Source organism: Pseudomonas sp. CP4 (assembly GCF_047758505.1).
Lineage (GTDB): Bacteria > Pseudomonadota > Gammaproteobacteria > Pseudomonadales > Pseudomonadaceae > Aquipseudomonas > Aquipseudomonas fluorescens_AO.
On the sequence record NZ_CP180489.1, the window covers coordinates 2,219,773 to 2,236,181 of the forward strand.

Below are 16,409 nucleotides of genomic sequence, written 5' to 3' on the forward strand. Positions count from 1 at the left end.
CAACGTTGCGCCGGCCTTCACCTTACATAACTTGCAACCGAACAAAAAAGCCAGACCAAGTAACAGCCATATAAGCTCTCGCAACTTATCAACTCATTGATTGATTGCCATGGAGAGCCATTCCCGTGAACACCCTGACCACTGACAAACTTATTCGTTACAGCAAAGTCATCCTCATGGCTTATATAAGCTTCTTCGGCCTGCTGGTGATGATTCATAACTTCACCGACTATGAATCCAATTACACTTATGTGGCGCACATTCTGAGTATGGACACCACCAACGCCAGCGAAAACATCATGTACCGGGCCATTGACTCGCCCATGATCCACCACCGGATCTACTGGTTCATCATCACCATGGAAGTCACTTACACGTTGCTCTGTCTGATCGGTACCTACCAGTTATATCGCTACATTGATGCTTCGGCTGCAGCGTTTCATGAAGCCAAGAAGTTTTCGATCATGGGCATATTGGTCGCCATCTTCATTTATTACGTGTGCCTGCAAACTGTCGGTGTTGAATGGTTCGACATGGACACTTCGCAATCATGGAACGCCAAGGACTGGGCACGACACATTGTCGACTTTATCTTCCCGGTAATGATCTACATCACCTTGAAAGTCGAGCGCTGAACAGCAGCGCTCGTTTTATCAAGCCAACTTTCCCTGCCCGGCGGACAACAGTGGTTTCGGTTTACGAAACACCAGCACGTTGCCCAGCATCACCAACACCAATCCGGCGAGCGCTGGCGCGGTCCATTGATAACCTTCGGCAAACGCCGACACGTTCAACGCCACCACGGGGAACAGCACCGTGCAATAAGCCGCACGCTCCGGCCCCATGCGCCCGACCAGCGTCAGGTAGGCGGTAAAGCCGATCACCGAGCCGGGAAGCACCAGATACAGCAACGCGCCGACGTAACGCGGCGACCAATCCATGTCGAAAGGAATGCCTTTGAGCAGACACCACACCGACAACATCGCCGCGCCGTAGGCCATGCCCCAGGCATTGGTGGTCAACGGCCTCAACCCTGCTTTCTGTTGCAGACTGGAGAGCATATTGCCTGCCGAAAAACACAAGGTTCCGCACAGCGCGAGACCAAGACCGAGCAAGGTTTGCGGAGTGGCCTCATGCCCCGCCAGCTCCGGCCAGAACAACATCCCCAGACCCGACAGCCCCAACGCACCGCCCAGCAACACATTGCGCGCAATGCGCTGACCGAAGAACACCCGCGCATTCAGCGCGTTCCACAGCGTTGCCGTGGAAAACACCACCGCCACAAGCCCGCTGGGAATCCACTGACTGGCGGTCAGAAAGCACATGAAGTTGATGCAGAACAGGCACAGGCCCTGCAAGACGCAGATGAGGTGCCCACGCCGATTCATCGGTTGCAGACGTCGGCTGAGCAGCAGCAACGCAAACAACACCAATGCAGCCAGGCCGAAGCGATAAACGATCGACACAGGAATTTCGACCACGCCCAATTGCCATTTCAAGGCGATCCAGGTGGTACCCCAGATCAGCACGGTCAGCAGGTACAACGACAGGTTCATGGCAGACACTCCTTAAACAGGCCTTGAGTGTCTGCCTTGGCCATCCTTCGGCGCTTGCAGAATCTTGCGCTTTTGTCTGCCAACTGGCTGGCAGCGCCACGCCTACGGAGTAGGATGCGAAGGCGTTGAAGAGAACCGCACATGGCCGCCATCGATACCCTGCAAGTCTTTCAAGCCCTCAACCGCTCGCCGAATGCACGTCTGGTGCACAGCGCCGAGCTCGGCGACGGCTTGTCTGCGGCTTTGTGGACCAATCACCACGACGCCCAGGAATATGAAGCGCCGAGTCATCACACCTTGTCCTGCTATATCGCCGGCGGCACTGGTACATTTCGCCGTGGCCAGCCGGGCCGCAAGGGCGGGCCCGACAAGCTGTGCATCCTGCCGGCCGAGCATGAATCGGGCTGGGTGATCAATGGCGACATCCGTCTGGCGCACCTGTATTTCAGCGCCGAACAATTCGCCCTCGGTTGCGTGACGTTGCTCGATCGCGAACCGCGCGAAATGCAATTACGCGAACAGACCTTTCTCGAAGATCCGCAGCAGGCCCAGCGCTTTCGCCGATTGTTGAGCCTGAACTGGGAAGAGCCAGCCGAACGCTTGCTGACCAGCAGCCTCGCCCACGAATTGATCAGCCACACCCTGCTCAACCAGGTCGGTGCGCGTCAGGGCTTGCGCTTGAAGGGCGGACTCGCACCGCATCAGCGCCGGCAACTGGTGGAGTTCATCGACAATCAGTTGGCTGAGCCGATCAGCCTCGGGCAACTGGCCGGGCTGTGTGCGCTGTCGGAATATCACTTTGCGCGGATGTTTCGCCTGAGCTTCGGCCTGCCGCCGCATCAATATGTGCTGGCGCGGCGCTTGAGCCGGGCACGGGAATTGTTGCGCGGCACGGCGCTGCCCTTGGGGGAGATTGCACTGGCGTGCGGGTTTGCCAGTGCCAGCCATTTCACTAATCGGTTCAGGCAGGTTTTGGGTGGGACGCCGGGCGAGTATCGGCAGGCGTTTTTGCGTTAGAAACTCGTACCTTTTCGCCAGTGATGGCCCCTTCGCGAGCAGGCTCGCTCCCACCTTGAAATGCAGTCTCCTGTGGGAGCGAGCCTGCTCGCGAAGAGCGTTGATGCGGTTTTGGATCAGAACTCCAGAGTGCTGGACAAGGAAACCTGCCGCGAATCCCCCATCGACACAAAGAAGCGGCTCGCGGACGAGGTGTAATAGGTGCGATCAAACAGGTTCTTCACGTTCAACTGAAACTTGACCTTCTGCCCTTCAACCGTGGTGTCGTAAGTGGCAAACGCATCCGCCACGGTATAGCTCGGCAGATCGAAATCATTCACCGCGTTGCCTGCGCGTTCACCGACATAACGCGCGCCGGCACCGACACGCAACTGATCGCCGCCAAACACATTGCCGAAGTCATACACCGCCGACAGCGAGCCGGAATTCTTCGCTACGTTTTGCAGGCGCTTGCCTTTGTATTCCGGGTCTTCGGTGACTTCGGCATCGGTGTAGGCATAGCTGCCGATCAGGTTCCAGTGCTCGCTGAGTTGCCCGCTCAGATCCAGTTCCAGACCGCGTGAACGCACCTCGCCTGCCGCGCTGTAGATCGTGGTCGGGCCTTCGGAATTGGCCACCAGCACGTTGCGTTTCTTGATGTCGAACAGCGCGATATTGCCGGTGATACTGCCCGGCATATCCAGTCGCGCGCCCAGCTCCCACGACTTGGCTTCTTCCGGCGCAATGCTGCCGTCGAGCACGGTACTGCTGCCGCTCAGGGGGGCGATGGTTGAGTTGGGTTTGAACGATTCGGTGTAGCTGCCGTAGAACGACAGCGCGTCGGTGTAGCGATACACAAGACCGGCGCGCGGCACCCACTTCTGCCCGTTGCTGTCGGTATTGGCCTTGAACGGCACGCCTTTGCCGGCGTACTGGTCGTATTCCTGAAAACGGCCACCGGCGACCAGAATCCACTGCTCGTTGAGGTGAATCGAGTCCTGCAGAAACGCCGAGTCGCTGCGCAGTTTGTCGGTCTGCGCGCTGTCGGGCGCACTCACCGTAGTACCCATCACTTCGCGGCCATACACCGGATTGAGGTAGCTGAACGTCGTCAGGCTTTTCTGCCGGATCAGATCCTCGCGGTAGATCTTGCGGTATTCATCATCAACACCGAACACCAGATCGTGCTGCATGCCCAGCACATTCACTTTGCCTTCGAGGCTGGCGGTGGTGAAACGATCGGTGCTGATCGCGTTCTGGGTACCGTCCATACTGCGGGTCAGTGTGCCTTTGTTGGTGTCGATCGCAGTCACGCGCACCTGGCTGGCGTCGTAGGTCTCGCGATTCCAGCTGTAGCCGAAGTGGGCTTTCCAGTCGTCGTTGAGTTCATGGTCGGCTTCGAAATGGTACAGATCCGAGCGCCCTTCCATGTCGTTGAACGGCTCGTCGAGACGCTCCTTGCGCGAGATATCCAGCGGATGATTGGTGCGCGGATCGATCAAGGTGCCACGGTCGAACGGGGTGAGAAATTCGCGGTGCTCGTAGGCGAACAGCAGCTTGGTGCGCTCGTCGTACCAGGCCAGCGACGGTGCGATCAGCGTCTCGCGATGGGTGCCGAAGTTGCGCCAGTAATCTTCGTCTTCATGATCGACGACCATGCGATAGGCGAAGCCGGAATCACCCAGCGCGCCGGTGCTGTCGAAGGCGCCGCCGCTGCCGTTCTTGCCGTCACCGTAGGTCGAACCGCGAACCGTCACGGCGTTGTACTGGGTCAGTTCGGGCTTCTTGCTGACCAGGTTGACCACGCCGCCCGGGTCCTGAATCCCGTAAAGCAACGAGGCCGGGCCCTTGAGCACTTCGACGCGATCCACGGTCGCGTTCATGCCGCGGCCCTGCACCAGCGGCATGCCGTCGCGCATGATCGAGCCGTTGCGATTGTCACCGAAACCGCGAGTCATCACCGAGTCCTGGGTACTGCCCAAGGTGTTGCCCTGCGTGATACCGCTGACATTGGCCAGCGCGTCGTCGAGATTGCGCGGCGCCTGATCGCGAATGACCTGCGCCGGGATGACATTGACCGTCTGCGGAATCTCTTGCAGCGACGCCGATGAGCGCATCACCGAACTGGTTTCCGGCGGCTGATAACTCAGCGATTCGTCGCGCGTGGACGTGATGGTGGTGGCGCCGAGATTGAGCGCGCCTGCGGTCGGCATCGGCTCCAGCGCCAACGTGTGACTGTCAGTGCGGCGAAAGCTCAGGCCGGAATTGCCGAGCAACCGCTGCAAGGCCTGCTCGGCACTCATCCGGCCGTTGACTGCCGGAGCATCGAGGCCGTACGGCGCTTCGTCGGTGTAGACCACGCTCTGCCCGGTCACGCGGCTGAAGTCGCTCAGGGCCTGCGGCAACGGTTTGGCGGCGAGGGCAAAATTGAATTGCTGTTGCGCCTGATTGCTCACCGCTTCTGCCGCCAGCGCGATATTCATCGGCAGCAATGCCAACGCGGAAAAACTCAGCGCCGACATGCCCAACCACTGTTTGACCGAACCGGATTTTGCCCTGGACTTCATTGCTCAATGACCTGTGTAGAACCGCAACGGATGCGAATGGCTCGCAGTTTCAGTCACTACACGGATGGGGCTCGGGGTTACCTCACCTTTAATTTGAAAATATTTTTCGAGAATTTGTCGCCTGGGATGACGCCTTCGCGAGCAGGCTCGCTCCCACCTTTGGAATGCGTTCCCTGTGGGAGCGAGCCTGCTCGCGAAGAGGCCGGCAGCCTCAGCGCAGAATAATCAGCTGCCCCAACACCCGATGCTGCTCAAACCCCAACACCCCCTGCAACGAATTGAGCACCGCCTGCGGGTCCTTGCTCGGAAAGCTGCCGCTGACCTTGCGCGCCGCCAGCTCATCGTTGAGCAGCACAATCCGCCCCGGGTAATAGCGGCGCAGATCCTCTACCACATCGGCCAGCGTGGTCTTGTAGTAAGTCAGCCAACCCTGACGCCAGGCCAGTTGCGCTTCACTGTCCACGGCATGCAGTTTTTCCGCAGTGCCGTCGGCATAAGCAACTTGCTGACCAGCAGTGAGAATCTGTTGTTGACCGTGCTCGTCCGCCGTCACCGCGACACGTCCGGACAATACCGTCACTTGCGCGCCGTGGAGTTGCCGGCGCACTTCGAACTGCGTGCCCAGCACCCGCGCCTCGCCCTGCTCCGCCGCCACCACAAACGGATCGCCAGTGTGAGTGACGCTGAAGAAAGCAGCGCCTCTGATCAATTTCACGCGGCGCTGGCCATGACTGAAATCGACAGCAATCGCGCTATCGGCATCCAGCGTCACTTGCGACTGATCGGCCAGTGTCACCGTGCGAATTTCGCCAGGCGTGGAGACATGATCGGCGCGCAGATCGTCGAGCCAGCGCTGCGCCTGCCACCCCGTGCCGAGGCTGACCATCAACAGCAGACACGCGGCCAGCGCTAGTGCTCCAGACCAACGCAACATCGGCGAACGACGCGGGGCATCCATCGCCCGCAGATAACCTTGCAGCGCGAACGCATCTTCATCGGCCAGCGTGCGCGCGGGGCTTTCGCTGAGTTCCCAGATCACCTGCGCCTGCGCATACGCTTGGGCATGGGCTGGATCGGCGCGCAGCCATTGGCTGAAGGTCAGCTGATCGCCAGTGCTCGGGCGGTCGTGCAACAGGCTCAGCCAGGCCAGCGCGGCCTGCTCCTGGGCCGGTGTCGGCGTGATCGGGTTTGATGGCTTCACGGTGCTTTCCCTGGCAGACGTGGCGCGGGTTCGCGCAGGCTGGCCTTGCAGGCCTCGAGGGCGCGCATCATATGTTTTTCCACGGCACTTTGGGACAGGCCCATGGCCTTGGCGATCTCGGCGTACTTGCGCCCATGAATGCGATTGAGCAGAAAAATCTGCCGCGTGCGCTCGGGCAAGGCGCGCAACGCGGCTTCGACATGGCGCAGATCGTTGCCGGCTTCGAGTGCAGCCTGGGGTTCGCTGCCATGGCTGTCGGGTTCGTCCGGCTGCCAGCCTTCGTTGACCCGTGTGCGCGTGCCTTCGCTGCGCAAATGATCGATGGCGATATTGCCGGCGCAGCGCAGTAGATAAGTGCTGAGTTCTTCGACCTGCACCAGCGGCCGCCGCCAGAAGCGCAAAAACAGATCCTGGACCAGATCCGCCGCCGTCGCCCGACAACCGACGCGCCGGTTCACCAGCGCCTCCATTTGCGCACGCTGGGACAGAAACACCTGAAGAAAATGCGCACGCGCGCCACGCGCTTCATCGTCACGCGATTCCGGTGGCAGACCGATCAGCACTTCAGCACTGCGCCCAGGCGGCGACCGGGCTCGCCAGCAGGCTCAACCCGGCCAGGGCCATGGCCAGACGCGGGCGATACGGCAGCAACAGCACCAATGCCAAAGCGCTGAGCATCAGCACCGCGAACCAGTCGACCAGACCGAAACTCCAGCCACTGGCCGCGACCGCTGCCCACAGCGAAAGCGCCAGCAACAGCCATCCCGCCAACGCCAGACCCTGACGGCGGCGCGTCGACGGTTTGGCGCCGAGCAATTCGGCGTGATGACGTGGCATCGACAGGCACAACGCGGTGAAGCCGGCATAGGTGAGCAACAGGGCCAGCAGCATCAGTTGGCACCCTGTTCGACAGTGATCGAGCGAGGCGAAGAACCTACTTGGCGAACGCTGGCGTGGTTGCCCGTACGCTGCATCTTGCGCGCAGCCCAGCCAAGAAAAAGCCCCGTTGCCAGACACGTCAGATCAAATCCGGCCAGTGCCCAGTCGCGCTGCATCAGGCTGGCGCCAAGATTCCACGGTGTGGTCAGCGCATTGATCAGCGGCACCGCGATAAACAACGCGGCGCCGAGCGTCAGCTGTTCGATCCACGCCTTGCGTCCCGGACGCAATACCGCGTGCACCACGCTCAGGCCCCAGACTATGAAGAACGCGTTCACTTCCCAATCGGCCCGCCCTGCCAGACTCACCGGCAGCAGTCGATTGGCCAAAAAGAACACCGCCACCGCCCATACCAGCCCGGCCATACTGGCGATATTCAGCACTTCGACCAGACGCAATTCGAACGGCATCGCCGCACTTTTAGCGTGCTTGAGCTGTCGCTTGCCGAGCCAGATCACCAGCCCGGTGCCGATCATTGCCGTGCCGGCCAGTCCGCAAAGGAAATACAGCCAGCGCAACAGCGGCCCGGCGAAATGGCCCATGTGCAAACCGTAAAACGCGCCACCCACCGCCATCGCCATGGGCTGATCGGGGGTGCTGCTCAGAAGCTGCCCGGTGACGCCGTTGAAGGTCACCGCCCGGCCGAAATCATGCACCACCCGATCGCCCGCGCGGGACAGCACCACCGTGGCGCTGGTATCGCCCGGATTGCTCACCGACAGGCGCGCCGTGTGGCCGCCCGACCATTGCTCGCTGGCCTTCGCCAGCAACGGCGCCATGGCGCTCAACGGCGCGGCAATAGCGGCGCGCTCGGGCGTCTTCGAGGCGGGAAAGACCTCGTCGTAGAACTTGCGCACGTCGCTGCCATAAGAGGCGACGATGCTGGCTGGCATGACCATCGACATGAAAATCACCAGGCTGCTGTAGGTGATCATCAAGTGAAACGGCAGCACCAGCACACCCACCGCGTTATGCCCGTCGAGCCAGGAACGCTGGCCCTTGCGCGGGCGGAAGGTAAAGAAGTCCTTGAAGATTTTCTTGTGGGTGATGATGCCGCTGATCAACGCGACGAACATCACCATCGCAGCGATGGTCGCCAGCCAGCGGCCCCACGGATAAGGCATCTGCAACTGGAAGTGAAAGCGGTAGAAGAACTCGCCGCCCATGCTTTCGCGGCCCTGTACTTCGGCCCCGGTCTGAGCGTCAAGGGTTCTGGATTCGAAGCGGCCGCGCTCGCCGGGTTTGCCCGAAGCCTGCTGCCAGCGCACGGTCAGACCGGGATCGCGGGCATCGGGCAAATCGATCAGCCATCGCGAGGCACCGGCGGCGTGTTGCTGCAGATAGTTTTGCGCGAGCGTCAGGCTCGCTTCGGCATCGAGTGGATGCGCCGCAATTTCCGGCTGCATCCAGTGGCTGATTTCGTCTTTGAAGTAGGCGAGTGTTCCCGTCAGGAAAATCGCGAACAACAACCAGCCGAACACTAGCCCGGCCCAGGTGTGCAGCCACGCCATTGCCTGGCGGAAACCTTCTTTCATGCCAGCCCCAGACCGCGCGCGGCACCGGAAATGGTGGCGAGGATCACGCTCGGCACCAACAGGCCGACCCATGCCGACCATGCGCTGCGGCAGGCGAAACACCAGAGCACCGCGACCAGATAGACCAGAAAGGACACGGTCATGCCAGTGACCACCGCTTCGGCGCGGTTCAGCGGCAGCCACAACGTCAGGGTGACACTGGCCAGCGCCGCCACCAGATAGCCGCCGAAAATCGCCGCCAGCACTCGCGAAGTGACGGCCAGACGATAGGACATGGGAAGGGTTACGAGTTTGCCTTTCATGTTTCGACCCTGAAACGAAAAACATTCGGCCGACAAGCCGAATCTACAGGCGAGCAATATTAATGATAAATATTCTCATACGCAAAAGCATCTGATTGCCGGACACGGTCGCCAACCCCTACAATGCGAACCGTTCTTGTTCTCTAACGTACGTTCTCTACGCAGGTTTTGCGTCCGGAGTGATTTCGTTGCCGCCCGCCCATCCCGTCGAATCGCTCTACAACGCCCATCACAGTTGGCTCACCGGCTGGCTGCGGCGCAAGCTCGGCTGTCCGGACAGCGCGGCGGATCTGGCCCAGGACACGTTCATCAAGGTGCTGACCGCCCGCGAGCCACCGGTGATCATCGAACCGCGCGCCTTTCTCACCACGCTGGCCAAGCGCGTGCTGTTCAATCATTACCGGCGCCAGGATCTGGAACGCGCCTACCTCGAAACCCTGGCGCAGATGCCGGAAATGATCGCGCAGTCGGAAGAGCACAAAGCGATCATCCTGCAGACACTGGTCGAACTCGATGAAATGCTCGACGGCTTGCCGCGCCAGATCAAACGCGCTTTCCTGCTCGCTCAGGTCGATGGTCTGACTTATCCACAGATCGCCGCCGAACTGGGTATTTCCGTGGCCACGGTCAAACGCCATTTGAACAAAGCGGCCATGCGCTGCTATTTCGCGTTATGAATCGTGTGCCGGAATTTTCCGCGCAGGTCGCCGAACAGGCGGTGCACTGGCAGCTGGAAATGCAGCAGGGCACGCTCACCCCGCGCCAGCAACAAGCCTGGCAACAGTGGCTGGACGCACACAGCGAACACCGCCGGGCGTGGGAACACATGCAGCGGGTCAATCAGCGTCTGCGGGGTGTTTCCTCGCCGTTGGCCCACGCCGCGCTGAACGGGCCGAAGTCGAGCAGTCGCCGTCAGGCGCTGAAACTGTTGCTGATTCTCGGTGCCGGCTCAGCGGCGACCTGGGGCCTGCGCGAGCACACGCCGCTGCCGTCGCTGCTCGCCGATTACCGCACGCCGGTCGGACAGCGGCGCAAGATTGCCCTGAGTGGCGCCGATTCGTTGCAGCTCAATACCGCCAGCTCGGTTGATGTGGATGGTGCGCAGCGGTTGATTCGTCTGCTCGAGGGCGAAATGCTGTTGAGCGCTGCAAATCCGTTCGAAATACGCACGGCACACGGCGTGCTGAGAACCCAAGGTGCGCGCCTCAATGTGCGGCAATTTGCCGAGCGTACGCAGATCGCGCTGTTCGAAGGACGAGTCGAACTCACCGCCAGCCAGCGCGCGCCCGTGCTACTGCCGGTCGCGCGGCAGTTGAGTTTTACCGCCAGCGCCGTCAGCGAATCCAGGCCGCTGGACGCCAACAGCGGCGCCTGGACTGACGGCATGCTGGTCGCCGCCCATATGCGCCTCGGCGATTTCCTCGAAGAGCTTGGCCGCTACCGGCGCGGACAACTACGGTGCGACAGTCAGGTCGCCGATCTGTTGATTTCCGGGACGTATCCGCTGGATGACAGTGAGCGGATTCTTGACCTGTTGCAGATCAGTCTGCCGGTCAGAGTGAAGCGCTTTACCCGTTATTGGGTGAGCGTCGAAGCGCGGGTGTAAAAAAACGCCACAACCATGAGCCGTTTTTCAGATCTGGCGTGACAGAGAAGGAAAGCCCCCTTGATTCCACCTTCTCAGGATCATCCACATGCAGCCCACCCGCCTTACGCCACTGGCCCGCAGCCTGCGCAATCTTCTGCTCGGCGCTAGCCTCAGCTTCACCGCCCTGCCCGCCGCGTTGGGCGCCGAGGCCAAGGTTTATCACATCGCCCCGGCGCCACTGGAAACCGCGCTCAACCAGTTTGGCCGTGAAGCCGGCGTGCTGATTTCCTTTGGCTCGCAAGTCACCAGCGGTGTGCAGAGCCGTGGTCTGAAAGGCAACTACACCGCGCAACAAGGCCTCGATGCCTTGCTCGAAGGCACCGGCCTGCAAGCCCGAGCCGAGGGTGACAACGCCTTCAGCCTGCAACCGCCGGCTGACGCGGCGCTGGAGCTGGGCACCTCGACCGTAGTCGGCGACTGGCTCGGCGACGCGGCGCAGATCAATGTCTTCGAACACCCCGGCGCGCGTGATGTGATCCGCCGCGAAGAGTTCGAACGGCAGGGCGCGACCCAGGCCCGCGACGTACTTAACCGCATCCCCGGTGTGAATGCGCCGGAGAACAACGGCACCGGTAGCCATGACATGGCACTGAATTTCGGCATTCGTGGTTTGAATCCGCGCCTGGCCGCACGCTCGACCGTATTGATGGACGGCATCCCGGTGCCTTTCGCGCCCTATGGTCAGCCGCAGTTGTCGTTCGCGCCGATCAGCATGGGCAACATGGATGCCGTGGACGTGGTGCGTGGCGGCGGCGCGGTGCGTTACGGCCCGCAGAACGTCGGCGGCGTGGTCAACTTTGTGACCCGGGCGATTCCCGACGAGCCAACAGTCAAAGGTGGTTTCCAGACTGAAACCAGCCCATCGTCGAGCCACGACGGTTTCAAGACCAGCGCCAATCTGCTGGCCGGCGGCACCAACGCCAACGGCCTCGGTGGTGCGCTGTTGTACTCCGGCACCCGTGGCGGTGACTGGCGTGAACACAGTGATACCGAGATCGACGACCTGATCCTCAAGGGCAAATACCAGCTCGACGACGCCAACAGCTTCAACGCCATGGCCCAGTATTACGAAGGCAAGGCCGACATGCCCGGCGGTCTCAACGTCGCCGATTACGATGCCGATCCGTATCAGTCGACGCGGCCGAAAGACCAGTTCTGGGGCCGCCGGACGATGTTCAACGTCGGCTATCGCTATCAGGAAGACCGCCGCGAGTTCACCGCCAACACCTTCTTCACCAAAACCCTGCGCAGCGGTTATCTGGATCAGGGCACATTCCTGTCGCTATCGCCGCGCGAGTACTGGGTGCGTGGTCTGGAAACCCGTTTCGCCCAAGGCTTCGATCTTGGTCCGAGCAGCCACGAAGTCGGCGTCGGTTACCGCTACATCAACGAGGCCGGCCACGAACTGCGCTATCGCACGCCGATCAGCGCCAACGAATACCCGACCACCAGCAGCCGCAACGACCGCGACACTCGCGGTGGTACCGAGGCCAACGCATTCTTCGTCGATGACCGTATCGATATCGGCAAATGGACCATCACCCCGGGCGTGCGCTACGAGATGATCGAGTCGCAGCAGACCAACAACCTGACCAACGTCAAATACAAGGGCGACTACAACACCGCGCTGCCGGCGCTGAACGTGCTCTATCACCTCACCGACAGCTGGAACCTGTACGCCAACACCGAAGGCTCGTTTGGCAGCGTGCAATACAGCCAGATGCCCAACCGCGTGAGCAGCGGCGAAGTGAAGCCGGAAAAGGCCCGCACCTGGGAGCTCGGCACGCGCTACGACAACGGTGCCCTGCGCGCGGAGATCGGCGCATTTCTGATCAACTTCGACAACCAGTACGAAAGCAACCAGACCAACGATTCGGTGATCGCTCGTGGTGAAACCCGCCATCAAGGCATCGAGACCAGCGTCAACTACGCACTGGATGACTTGAGCCCGGCGCTGGCCGGTTTCGATGTCTACGCCAGTTATGCCTATGTCGACGCAACTATTCGCGAGAATGGTCCGAACAAAGGCAACCGCGTGCCGTTTTCTTCCAAACACAAAGGCACGATTGGCGTCGGTTATACCGAAGGGCCATGGAAGCTGAATCTGGACAGCAGCTTCCAGAGCGACCAGTTTGCCGACAACGCCAACACTTCGAAGGAAAGCGCCGATGGAAGCACCGGCAAGATCCCCGGCTACATGCTGTTCAGCAGCCGCGCCGGGTATGACTTCGGACCGCAGCTTTCCGATCTGAACGTGGCGGTGGGGGTGAAGAACATTTTCAACACGCAGTACTTCACACGCTCGTTCGATGACAACAACAAGGGCAAGTATGCAGGTGAGCCGCGGACGGTTTATGTGCAGACTTCGGTGACGTTCTAAAAAATCGCCAAAAAAAACGGGCCTGCATCAGCAGGCCCGTTCTCCTTGTGTGACTTGTGAAATCAGCGCATCAACTGTTGATCGCTGCCTGTTCGTTCTCGTCGAATTCTTCCGCCAACAGCTTGTCGTTGGCTTTGCCGCTAAATGGCACTACAGCGGCGCGTGGTTTACCTCGCAGTTTGCCGAACAGATGATCCAGTTTGTGCTCGAGTTTCTCGGCAGCACCGTCGATCGCCTGTTCCAGCGAATCGGCTTTGTGGGTCACGGAAATCGGTTGGTGGCCTTTTGGCCGCGCTTCCAGTTGGCAGCGCAAGTCATGGGGACCTGGTTTCTCGCCGTTCTCGTCGCTGAGGTGGACTTCGACACGGGTCAGGTCTTCTTCATAACGGTCGAGCGTGCTCTCAATAGTTGTACGTACCCACTCCTCCAGTCGCTTACTGCTTTGAATATGGTTATCGCTGTTGACTTGGATTTGCATAGTTCATCCCTTATTTCAGCTAGCTCGCTGGAGGCCTTGAAGTGAATTTCCTGACCTCCTGGTTACAACAATCGGCCCGAGCGGCGAACATTTCAACCCCTGAAAAAAGAAAAATATTCATTCGCAAAAAAAGCCGGACAACCGAGCGAGGCGCTGTTAATGTCGGGAGTTGGGTCGCCTCGCCCATTGGCAAAATCTGCTCACAATTGCCCGTCATTCAGCGGGTGCAGACTGCGGAAAATTCCCGCCTCCTCCACCAGCCAGTCATGCACAGCGCGCACGCCCGGATGGCTCAACGCCCCCGGCGCATACAGCAGCACGTAACGCTTGTGATTGGGCACCGACAGGCCGAACGGCACGATCAAGGTACCGCGTTCCAGCTCATCATTGAGCAACGTGCGCCGGGCAATCGCCACGCCCATGCCGGCAATCGCCGCTTCGATGGTCAGGTGATTGCGATTGAACGTGTGGCCGCGTCGTACATCGGCACCTTCGAAGCCGATCGCATTCAAATAGAACTCCCATTCCGCGTATTCGTAACTGCCACGCCAGGCGGTGATGTCGTGCAGCAACGGGAAATGCACCAGATCCGCCGGCCCGTGCAACGGCGGTCGCCCGCGCAACAGGCTCGGCGCGCACACGGGGAAAATCTGCTCGTCGAGCAAGGCTGTGGATAACAATCCCGGGTAGCTGCCATCGTTGAGGTCGATGGCCAGATCAAAATCGCCCTCGTGCAACGGCACGCTGCTGTCCTCCGCCACCAGGCGCAACTGGATATCCGGAAAACGTTGCTGCAAGCGCGGCAGGCGTGGGGTCAGCCACTTGCCGAGAAACGACGGTATCGAACGCAACCGCAGCGTCCCGCTGATCATCCCGGCGTCCAGCCGGCGCAACTCCGCATCGATGCTGCCATAGGCTTCGTTGACGGTCATCGCCAGCCGCTGCCCCTGCGCACTCAACTCAACGCCCCGCGCGCGCCGATGAAACAGGCGAAAGCCCAAGCGTTCTTCCAATTGGCGAATCTGCTGGCTGACCGCGCCCGGGGTGATGTGCAGCTCTTCGGCACAACGGGTGAACGACAGGTGCCGCGCGGCACAGGCAAACACCTGCAGCCAGACATAGGTCTGGGCATGCAATTGACGACTCATTGTTTAGTCCTGCTAAAGGCTGTCTTAGGAGGTTTCGTTGGTCACCTCGAAGCGAGGCAGGCAGTATCGCCGACATTGCGCTTGTCCGACAAAAAATGGCAGCGATTCCTACTCCATTGCTTGTAAGGGTTTAGCATGGCTATCAGTGTTTTTGATCTATTTAAAGTGGGCATCGGCCCGTCCAGTTCCCATACCGTCGGCCCGATGCGTGCAGCGGCGACCTTTGCCCAGGCTCTTGTAGATCAGCATTTGCTCAATGATGTGCGACGGGTGCAGATCCGCCTGTACGGTTCGCTCTCGGCCACCGGCGTCGGCCACGCGACTGACCGCGCAACGGTCATGGGCCTGATGGGCGAGTGGCCGGACAGCATCGATCCTTCGACCATCGAGCCACGCATCCAGCAACTGCGCGAAACCGGGCAACTATCCCTCGCTGGTCAGCGTTCGATTGCTTTCGATTGGCAGAATGATCTGCTGCTGCTCGATGAGAGCCTGCCCTATCATCCCAATGCTATGTCGCTGACGGCCCTTGGCGAAAGCGCCGAGCTGTTCGCGCAAACCTATTACTCGGTGGGGGGCGGATTCATCGTCGAAGCGGCTGAAGCCGAATCCGGTGTGGCGCCCGCCAGCGACGTGGTGTTGCCCTACGATTTTTCCAGCGCCGCCGAGCTGCTCGCTTTGTGCAAACAGCACAATCTGCGCGTTTCCGAACTGATGATGGCCAACGAGCGCGCCTGGCGCAGCGACGCCGAGATCCGTCAGGGCCTGTTGCACATCTGGTCGGTGATGCGCGAGTGCGTCGAACAAGGTTTGCGCCACGAAGGCATCCTGCCCGGCGGTCTGAAAGTACCGCGTCGCGCGGCGAAACTGCACCGCAGTTTGCTCGAAATCGGCAAACCGAATGTGATCAGCTCGACCCTGTCGGCGATGGAATGGGTCAACCTGTTCGCCCTCGCCGTCAACGAAGAAAATGCTGCCGGCGGGCGCATGGTCACCGCGCCGACCAATGGCGCCGCCGGGATCATTCCGGCCGTTCTGCACTACTACATGAAATTCAATCCGGATGCGTCTGATGATGACGTCGTCGCGTTCTTTCTCGGTGCAGCTGCCGTCGGCATTCTGTGCAAGAAAAATGCATCGATCTCCGGCGCCGAGGTCGGCTGTCAGGGCGAAGTCGGCTCAGCTTGTGCGATGGCTGCCGCCGGTCTGGCCGACGTCCTCGGCGCGACACCGGAGCAACTGGAAAACGCTGCCGAAATCGGCCTGGAACACAACCTCGGCCTGACCTGCGATCCGGTCGGTGGCCTGGTGCAAGTGCCGTGCATCGAGCGCAATGCCATCGCGGCGGTGAAAGCAATCAACGCCACGCAAATGGCCCTGCGCGGCGACGGCAATCACTTCATTTCCCTCGACCGGGTGATCCGCACCATGCGCGACACCGGCGCCGACATGCACGATAAATACAAGGAAACCTCGCGGGGCGGGCTGGCGGTGAACTGGGTGGAATGCTGATCGGCCTGTTTGCACTGTCAGCGGTCATCGCCCGATTCCTGCCCTGAAAACGCGCCATAAAAAACGGCGAGCCAAATGGTTCGCCGTTTTTTATGGCGTATTCATTGTCTGACAATTTTTCCGGCATGCCCCTTGCTATATCCCTCT

15 protein-coding genes are annotated in these 16,409 nt (G+C 60.4%); 6 read left to right on the forward strand and 9 right to left on the reverse strand.

The genetic code is table 11. The features are described 5' to 3' along the window. Nucleotides 1-125 precede the first annotated feature (125 nt). A complete protein-coding gene (locus ACMYUN_RS09960) occupies nt 126-635 on the forward strand; it encodes a DUF2165 family protein (RefSeq protein ID WP_415763599.1) in 510 nt (169 codons plus the stop codon). A gap of 18 nt (nt 636-653) precedes the next feature. Here the strand turns inward: ACMYUN_RS09960 and ACMYUN_RS09965 are convergent, their stop codons facing one another. After that, nucleotides 654-1,556: a DMT family transporter gene (locus ACMYUN_RS09965; protein ID WP_415763600.1), complete on the reverse strand. Its 903-nt coding sequence runs from the start codon at nt 1,554-1,556 to the stop codon at nt 654-656. Between the two features lie 141 nt (nt 1,557-1,697). Here ACMYUN_RS09965 and ACMYUN_RS09970 point away from each other — a divergent pair, with 141 nt between their 5' ends. Next, nucleotides 1,698-2,573: a helix-turn-helix domain-containing protein gene (locus ACMYUN_RS09970; RefSeq protein ID WP_039759265.1), complete on the forward strand. Its 876-nt coding sequence runs from the start codon at nt 1,698-1,700 to the stop codon at nt 2,571-2,573. Nucleotides 2,574-2,689: 116 nt separating this feature from the next. Here the strand turns inward: ACMYUN_RS09970 and ACMYUN_RS09975 are convergent, their stop codons facing one another. The 6 genes from ACMYUN_RS09975 to ACMYUN_RS10000 all read right to left on the reverse strand — a co-directional run bounded on the left by ACMYUN_RS09975 (nt 2,690) and on the right by ACMYUN_RS10000 (nt 9,096). After that, nucleotides 2,690-5,119, reverse strand: a complete 2,430-nt coding sequence (locus ACMYUN_RS09975; RefSeq protein ID WP_415763601.1) for a TonB-dependent siderophore receptor — start codon at nt 5,117-5,119, stop codon at nt 2,690-2,692. A gap of 211 nt (nt 5,120-5,330) precedes the next feature. Next, nucleotides 5,331-6,320, reverse strand: a complete 990-nt coding sequence (locus ACMYUN_RS09980; protein WP_415763602.1) for a FecR family protein — start codon at nt 6,318-6,320, stop codon at nt 5,331-5,333. After that, a complete protein-coding gene (locus ACMYUN_RS09985; protein WP_415763603.1) occupies nt 6,317-6,883 on the reverse strand; it encodes an RNA polymerase sigma factor in 567 nt (188 codons plus the stop codon). The genes ACMYUN_RS09980 and ACMYUN_RS09985 overlap by 4 nt, the downstream gene beginning before the upstream one ends. Before the next feature lies 1 nt (nt 6,884). After that, the gene (locus ACMYUN_RS09990) at nt 6,885-7,211 is read right to left on the reverse strand and encodes a DUF3325 domain-containing protein (RefSeq protein WP_122610800.1); all 327 of its coding nucleotides are present in this window, start codon (nt 7,209-7,211) and stop codon (nt 6,885-6,887) included. Continuing rightward, nucleotides 7,211-8,794, reverse strand: coding sequence for a PepSY-associated TM helix domain-containing protein (locus ACMYUN_RS09995; RefSeq protein WP_415763604.1), 1,584 nt, complete (start codon nt 8,792-8,794; stop codon nt 7,211-7,213). The genes ACMYUN_RS09990 and ACMYUN_RS09995 overlap by 1 nt, the downstream gene beginning before the upstream one ends. Continuing rightward, complete coding sequence (locus ACMYUN_RS10000; RefSeq protein WP_415763605.1) at nt 8,791-9,096, reverse strand: DUF3649 domain-containing protein; 306 nt, start codon at nt 9,094-9,096, stop codon at nt 8,791-8,793. Before ACMYUN_RS10000 ends, ACMYUN_RS09995 begins: the two co-directional genes overlap by 4 nt. Before the next feature lie 188 nt (nt 9,097-9,284). Here ACMYUN_RS10000 and ACMYUN_RS10005 point away from each other — a divergent pair, with 188 nt between their 5' ends. The 3 genes from ACMYUN_RS10005 to fecA all read left to right on the forward strand — a co-directional run bounded on the left by ACMYUN_RS10005 (nt 9,285) and on the right by fecA (nt 13,124). Further along, nucleotides 9,285-9,773: a sigma-70 family RNA polymerase sigma factor gene (locus tag ACMYUN_RS10005; protein WP_415763606.1), complete on the forward strand. Its 489-nt coding sequence runs from the start codon at nt 9,285-9,287 to the stop codon at nt 9,771-9,773. Next, on the forward strand, nt 9,770-10,702 hold the full coding sequence (locus ACMYUN_RS10010) for a FecR domain-containing protein (protein WP_415763607.1): 933 nt from the start codon (nt 9,770-9,772) through the stop codon (nt 10,700-10,702). The genes ACMYUN_RS10005 and ACMYUN_RS10010 overlap by 4 nt, the downstream gene beginning before the upstream one ends. Nucleotides 10,703-10,790: 88 nt before the next feature. Further along, complete coding sequence (gene fecA, locus ACMYUN_RS10015; RefSeq protein ID WP_415763608.1) at nt 10,791-13,124, forward strand: TonB-dependent Fe(3+) dicitrate receptor FecA; 2,334 nt, start codon at nt 10,791-10,793, stop codon at nt 13,122-13,124. 70 nt (nt 13,125-13,194) lie between these two features. On the opposite strand, the gene ACMYUN_RS10020 is transcribed toward fecA, so the two are convergent. Both ACMYUN_RS10020 and ACMYUN_RS10025 read right to left on the reverse strand, forming a co-directional pair. Continuing rightward, the gene (locus ACMYUN_RS10020; protein ID WP_039759281.1) at nt 13,195-13,602 is read right to left on the reverse strand and encodes an HPF/RaiA family ribosome-associated protein; all 408 of its coding nucleotides are present in this window, start codon (nt 13,600-13,602) and stop codon (nt 13,195-13,197) included. Nucleotides 13,603-13,802: 200 nt separating this feature from the next. Beyond that, nucleotides 13,803-14,750, reverse strand: coding sequence for a LysR substrate-binding domain-containing protein (locus ACMYUN_RS10025; protein ID WP_039759283.1), 948 nt, complete (start codon nt 14,748-14,750; stop codon nt 13,803-13,805). 135 nt (nt 14,751-14,885) lie between these two features. Here ACMYUN_RS10025 and ACMYUN_RS10030 point away from each other — a divergent pair, with 135 nt between their 5' ends. Further along, nucleotides 14,886-16,262 (forward strand): L-serine ammonia-lyase, encoded by a 1,377-nt coding sequence (locus ACMYUN_RS10030; RefSeq protein WP_415763609.1) that lies wholly within the window; start codon nt 14,886-14,888, stop codon nt 16,260-16,262. Nucleotides 16,263-16,409: the final 147 nt, after the last annotated feature.

Excerpts from the sequence above, each read along its gene's own strand:
- ACMYUN_RS09965 (WP_415763600.1), bottom strand. The coding sequence starts at position 1,556 with ATGAACCTGTCGTTGTACCTGCTGACCGTGCTGATCTGGGGTACCACC.
- ACMYUN_RS09970 (WP_039759265.1), top strand. The coding sequence starts at position 1,698 with ATGGCCGCCATCGATACCCTGCAAGTCTTTCAAGCCCTCAACCGCTCG.
- ACMYUN_RS09975 (WP_415763601.1), bottom strand. The coding sequence starts at position 5,119 with ATGAAGTCCAGGGCAAAATCCGGTTCGGTCAAACAGTGGTTGGGCATG.
- ACMYUN_RS09990 (WP_122610800.1), bottom strand. The coding sequence starts at position 7,211 with ATGCTGCTGGCCCTGTTGCTCACCTATGCCGGCTTCACCGCGTTGTGC.
- ACMYUN_RS09995 (WP_415763604.1), bottom strand. The coding sequence starts at position 8,794 with ATGAAAGAAGGTTTCCGCCAGGCAATGGCGTGGCTGCACACCTGGGCC.
- ACMYUN_RS10000 (WP_415763605.1), bottom strand. The coding sequence starts at position 9,096 with ATGAAAGGCAAACTCGTAACCCTTCCCATGTCCTATCGTCTGGCCGTC.
- ACMYUN_RS10010 (WP_415763607.1), top strand. The coding sequence starts at position 9,770 with ATGAATCGTGTGCCGGAATTTTCCGCGCAGGTCGCCGAACAGGCGGTG.
- fecA (WP_415763608.1), top strand. The coding sequence starts at position 10,791 with ATGCAGCCCACCCGCCTTACGCCACTGGCCCGCAGCCTGCGCAATCTT.
- ACMYUN_RS10020 (WP_039759281.1), bottom strand. The coding sequence starts at position 13,602 with ATGCAAATCCAAGTCAACAGCGATAACCATATTCAAAGCAGTAAGCGA.
- ACMYUN_RS10025 (WP_039759283.1), bottom strand. The coding sequence starts at position 14,750 with ATGAGTCGTCAATTGCATGCCCAGACCTATGTCTGGCTGCAGGTGTTT.
- ACMYUN_RS10030 (WP_415763609.1), top strand. The coding sequence starts at position 14,886 with ATGGCTATCAGTGTTTTTGATCTATTTAAAGTGGGCATCGGCCCGTCC.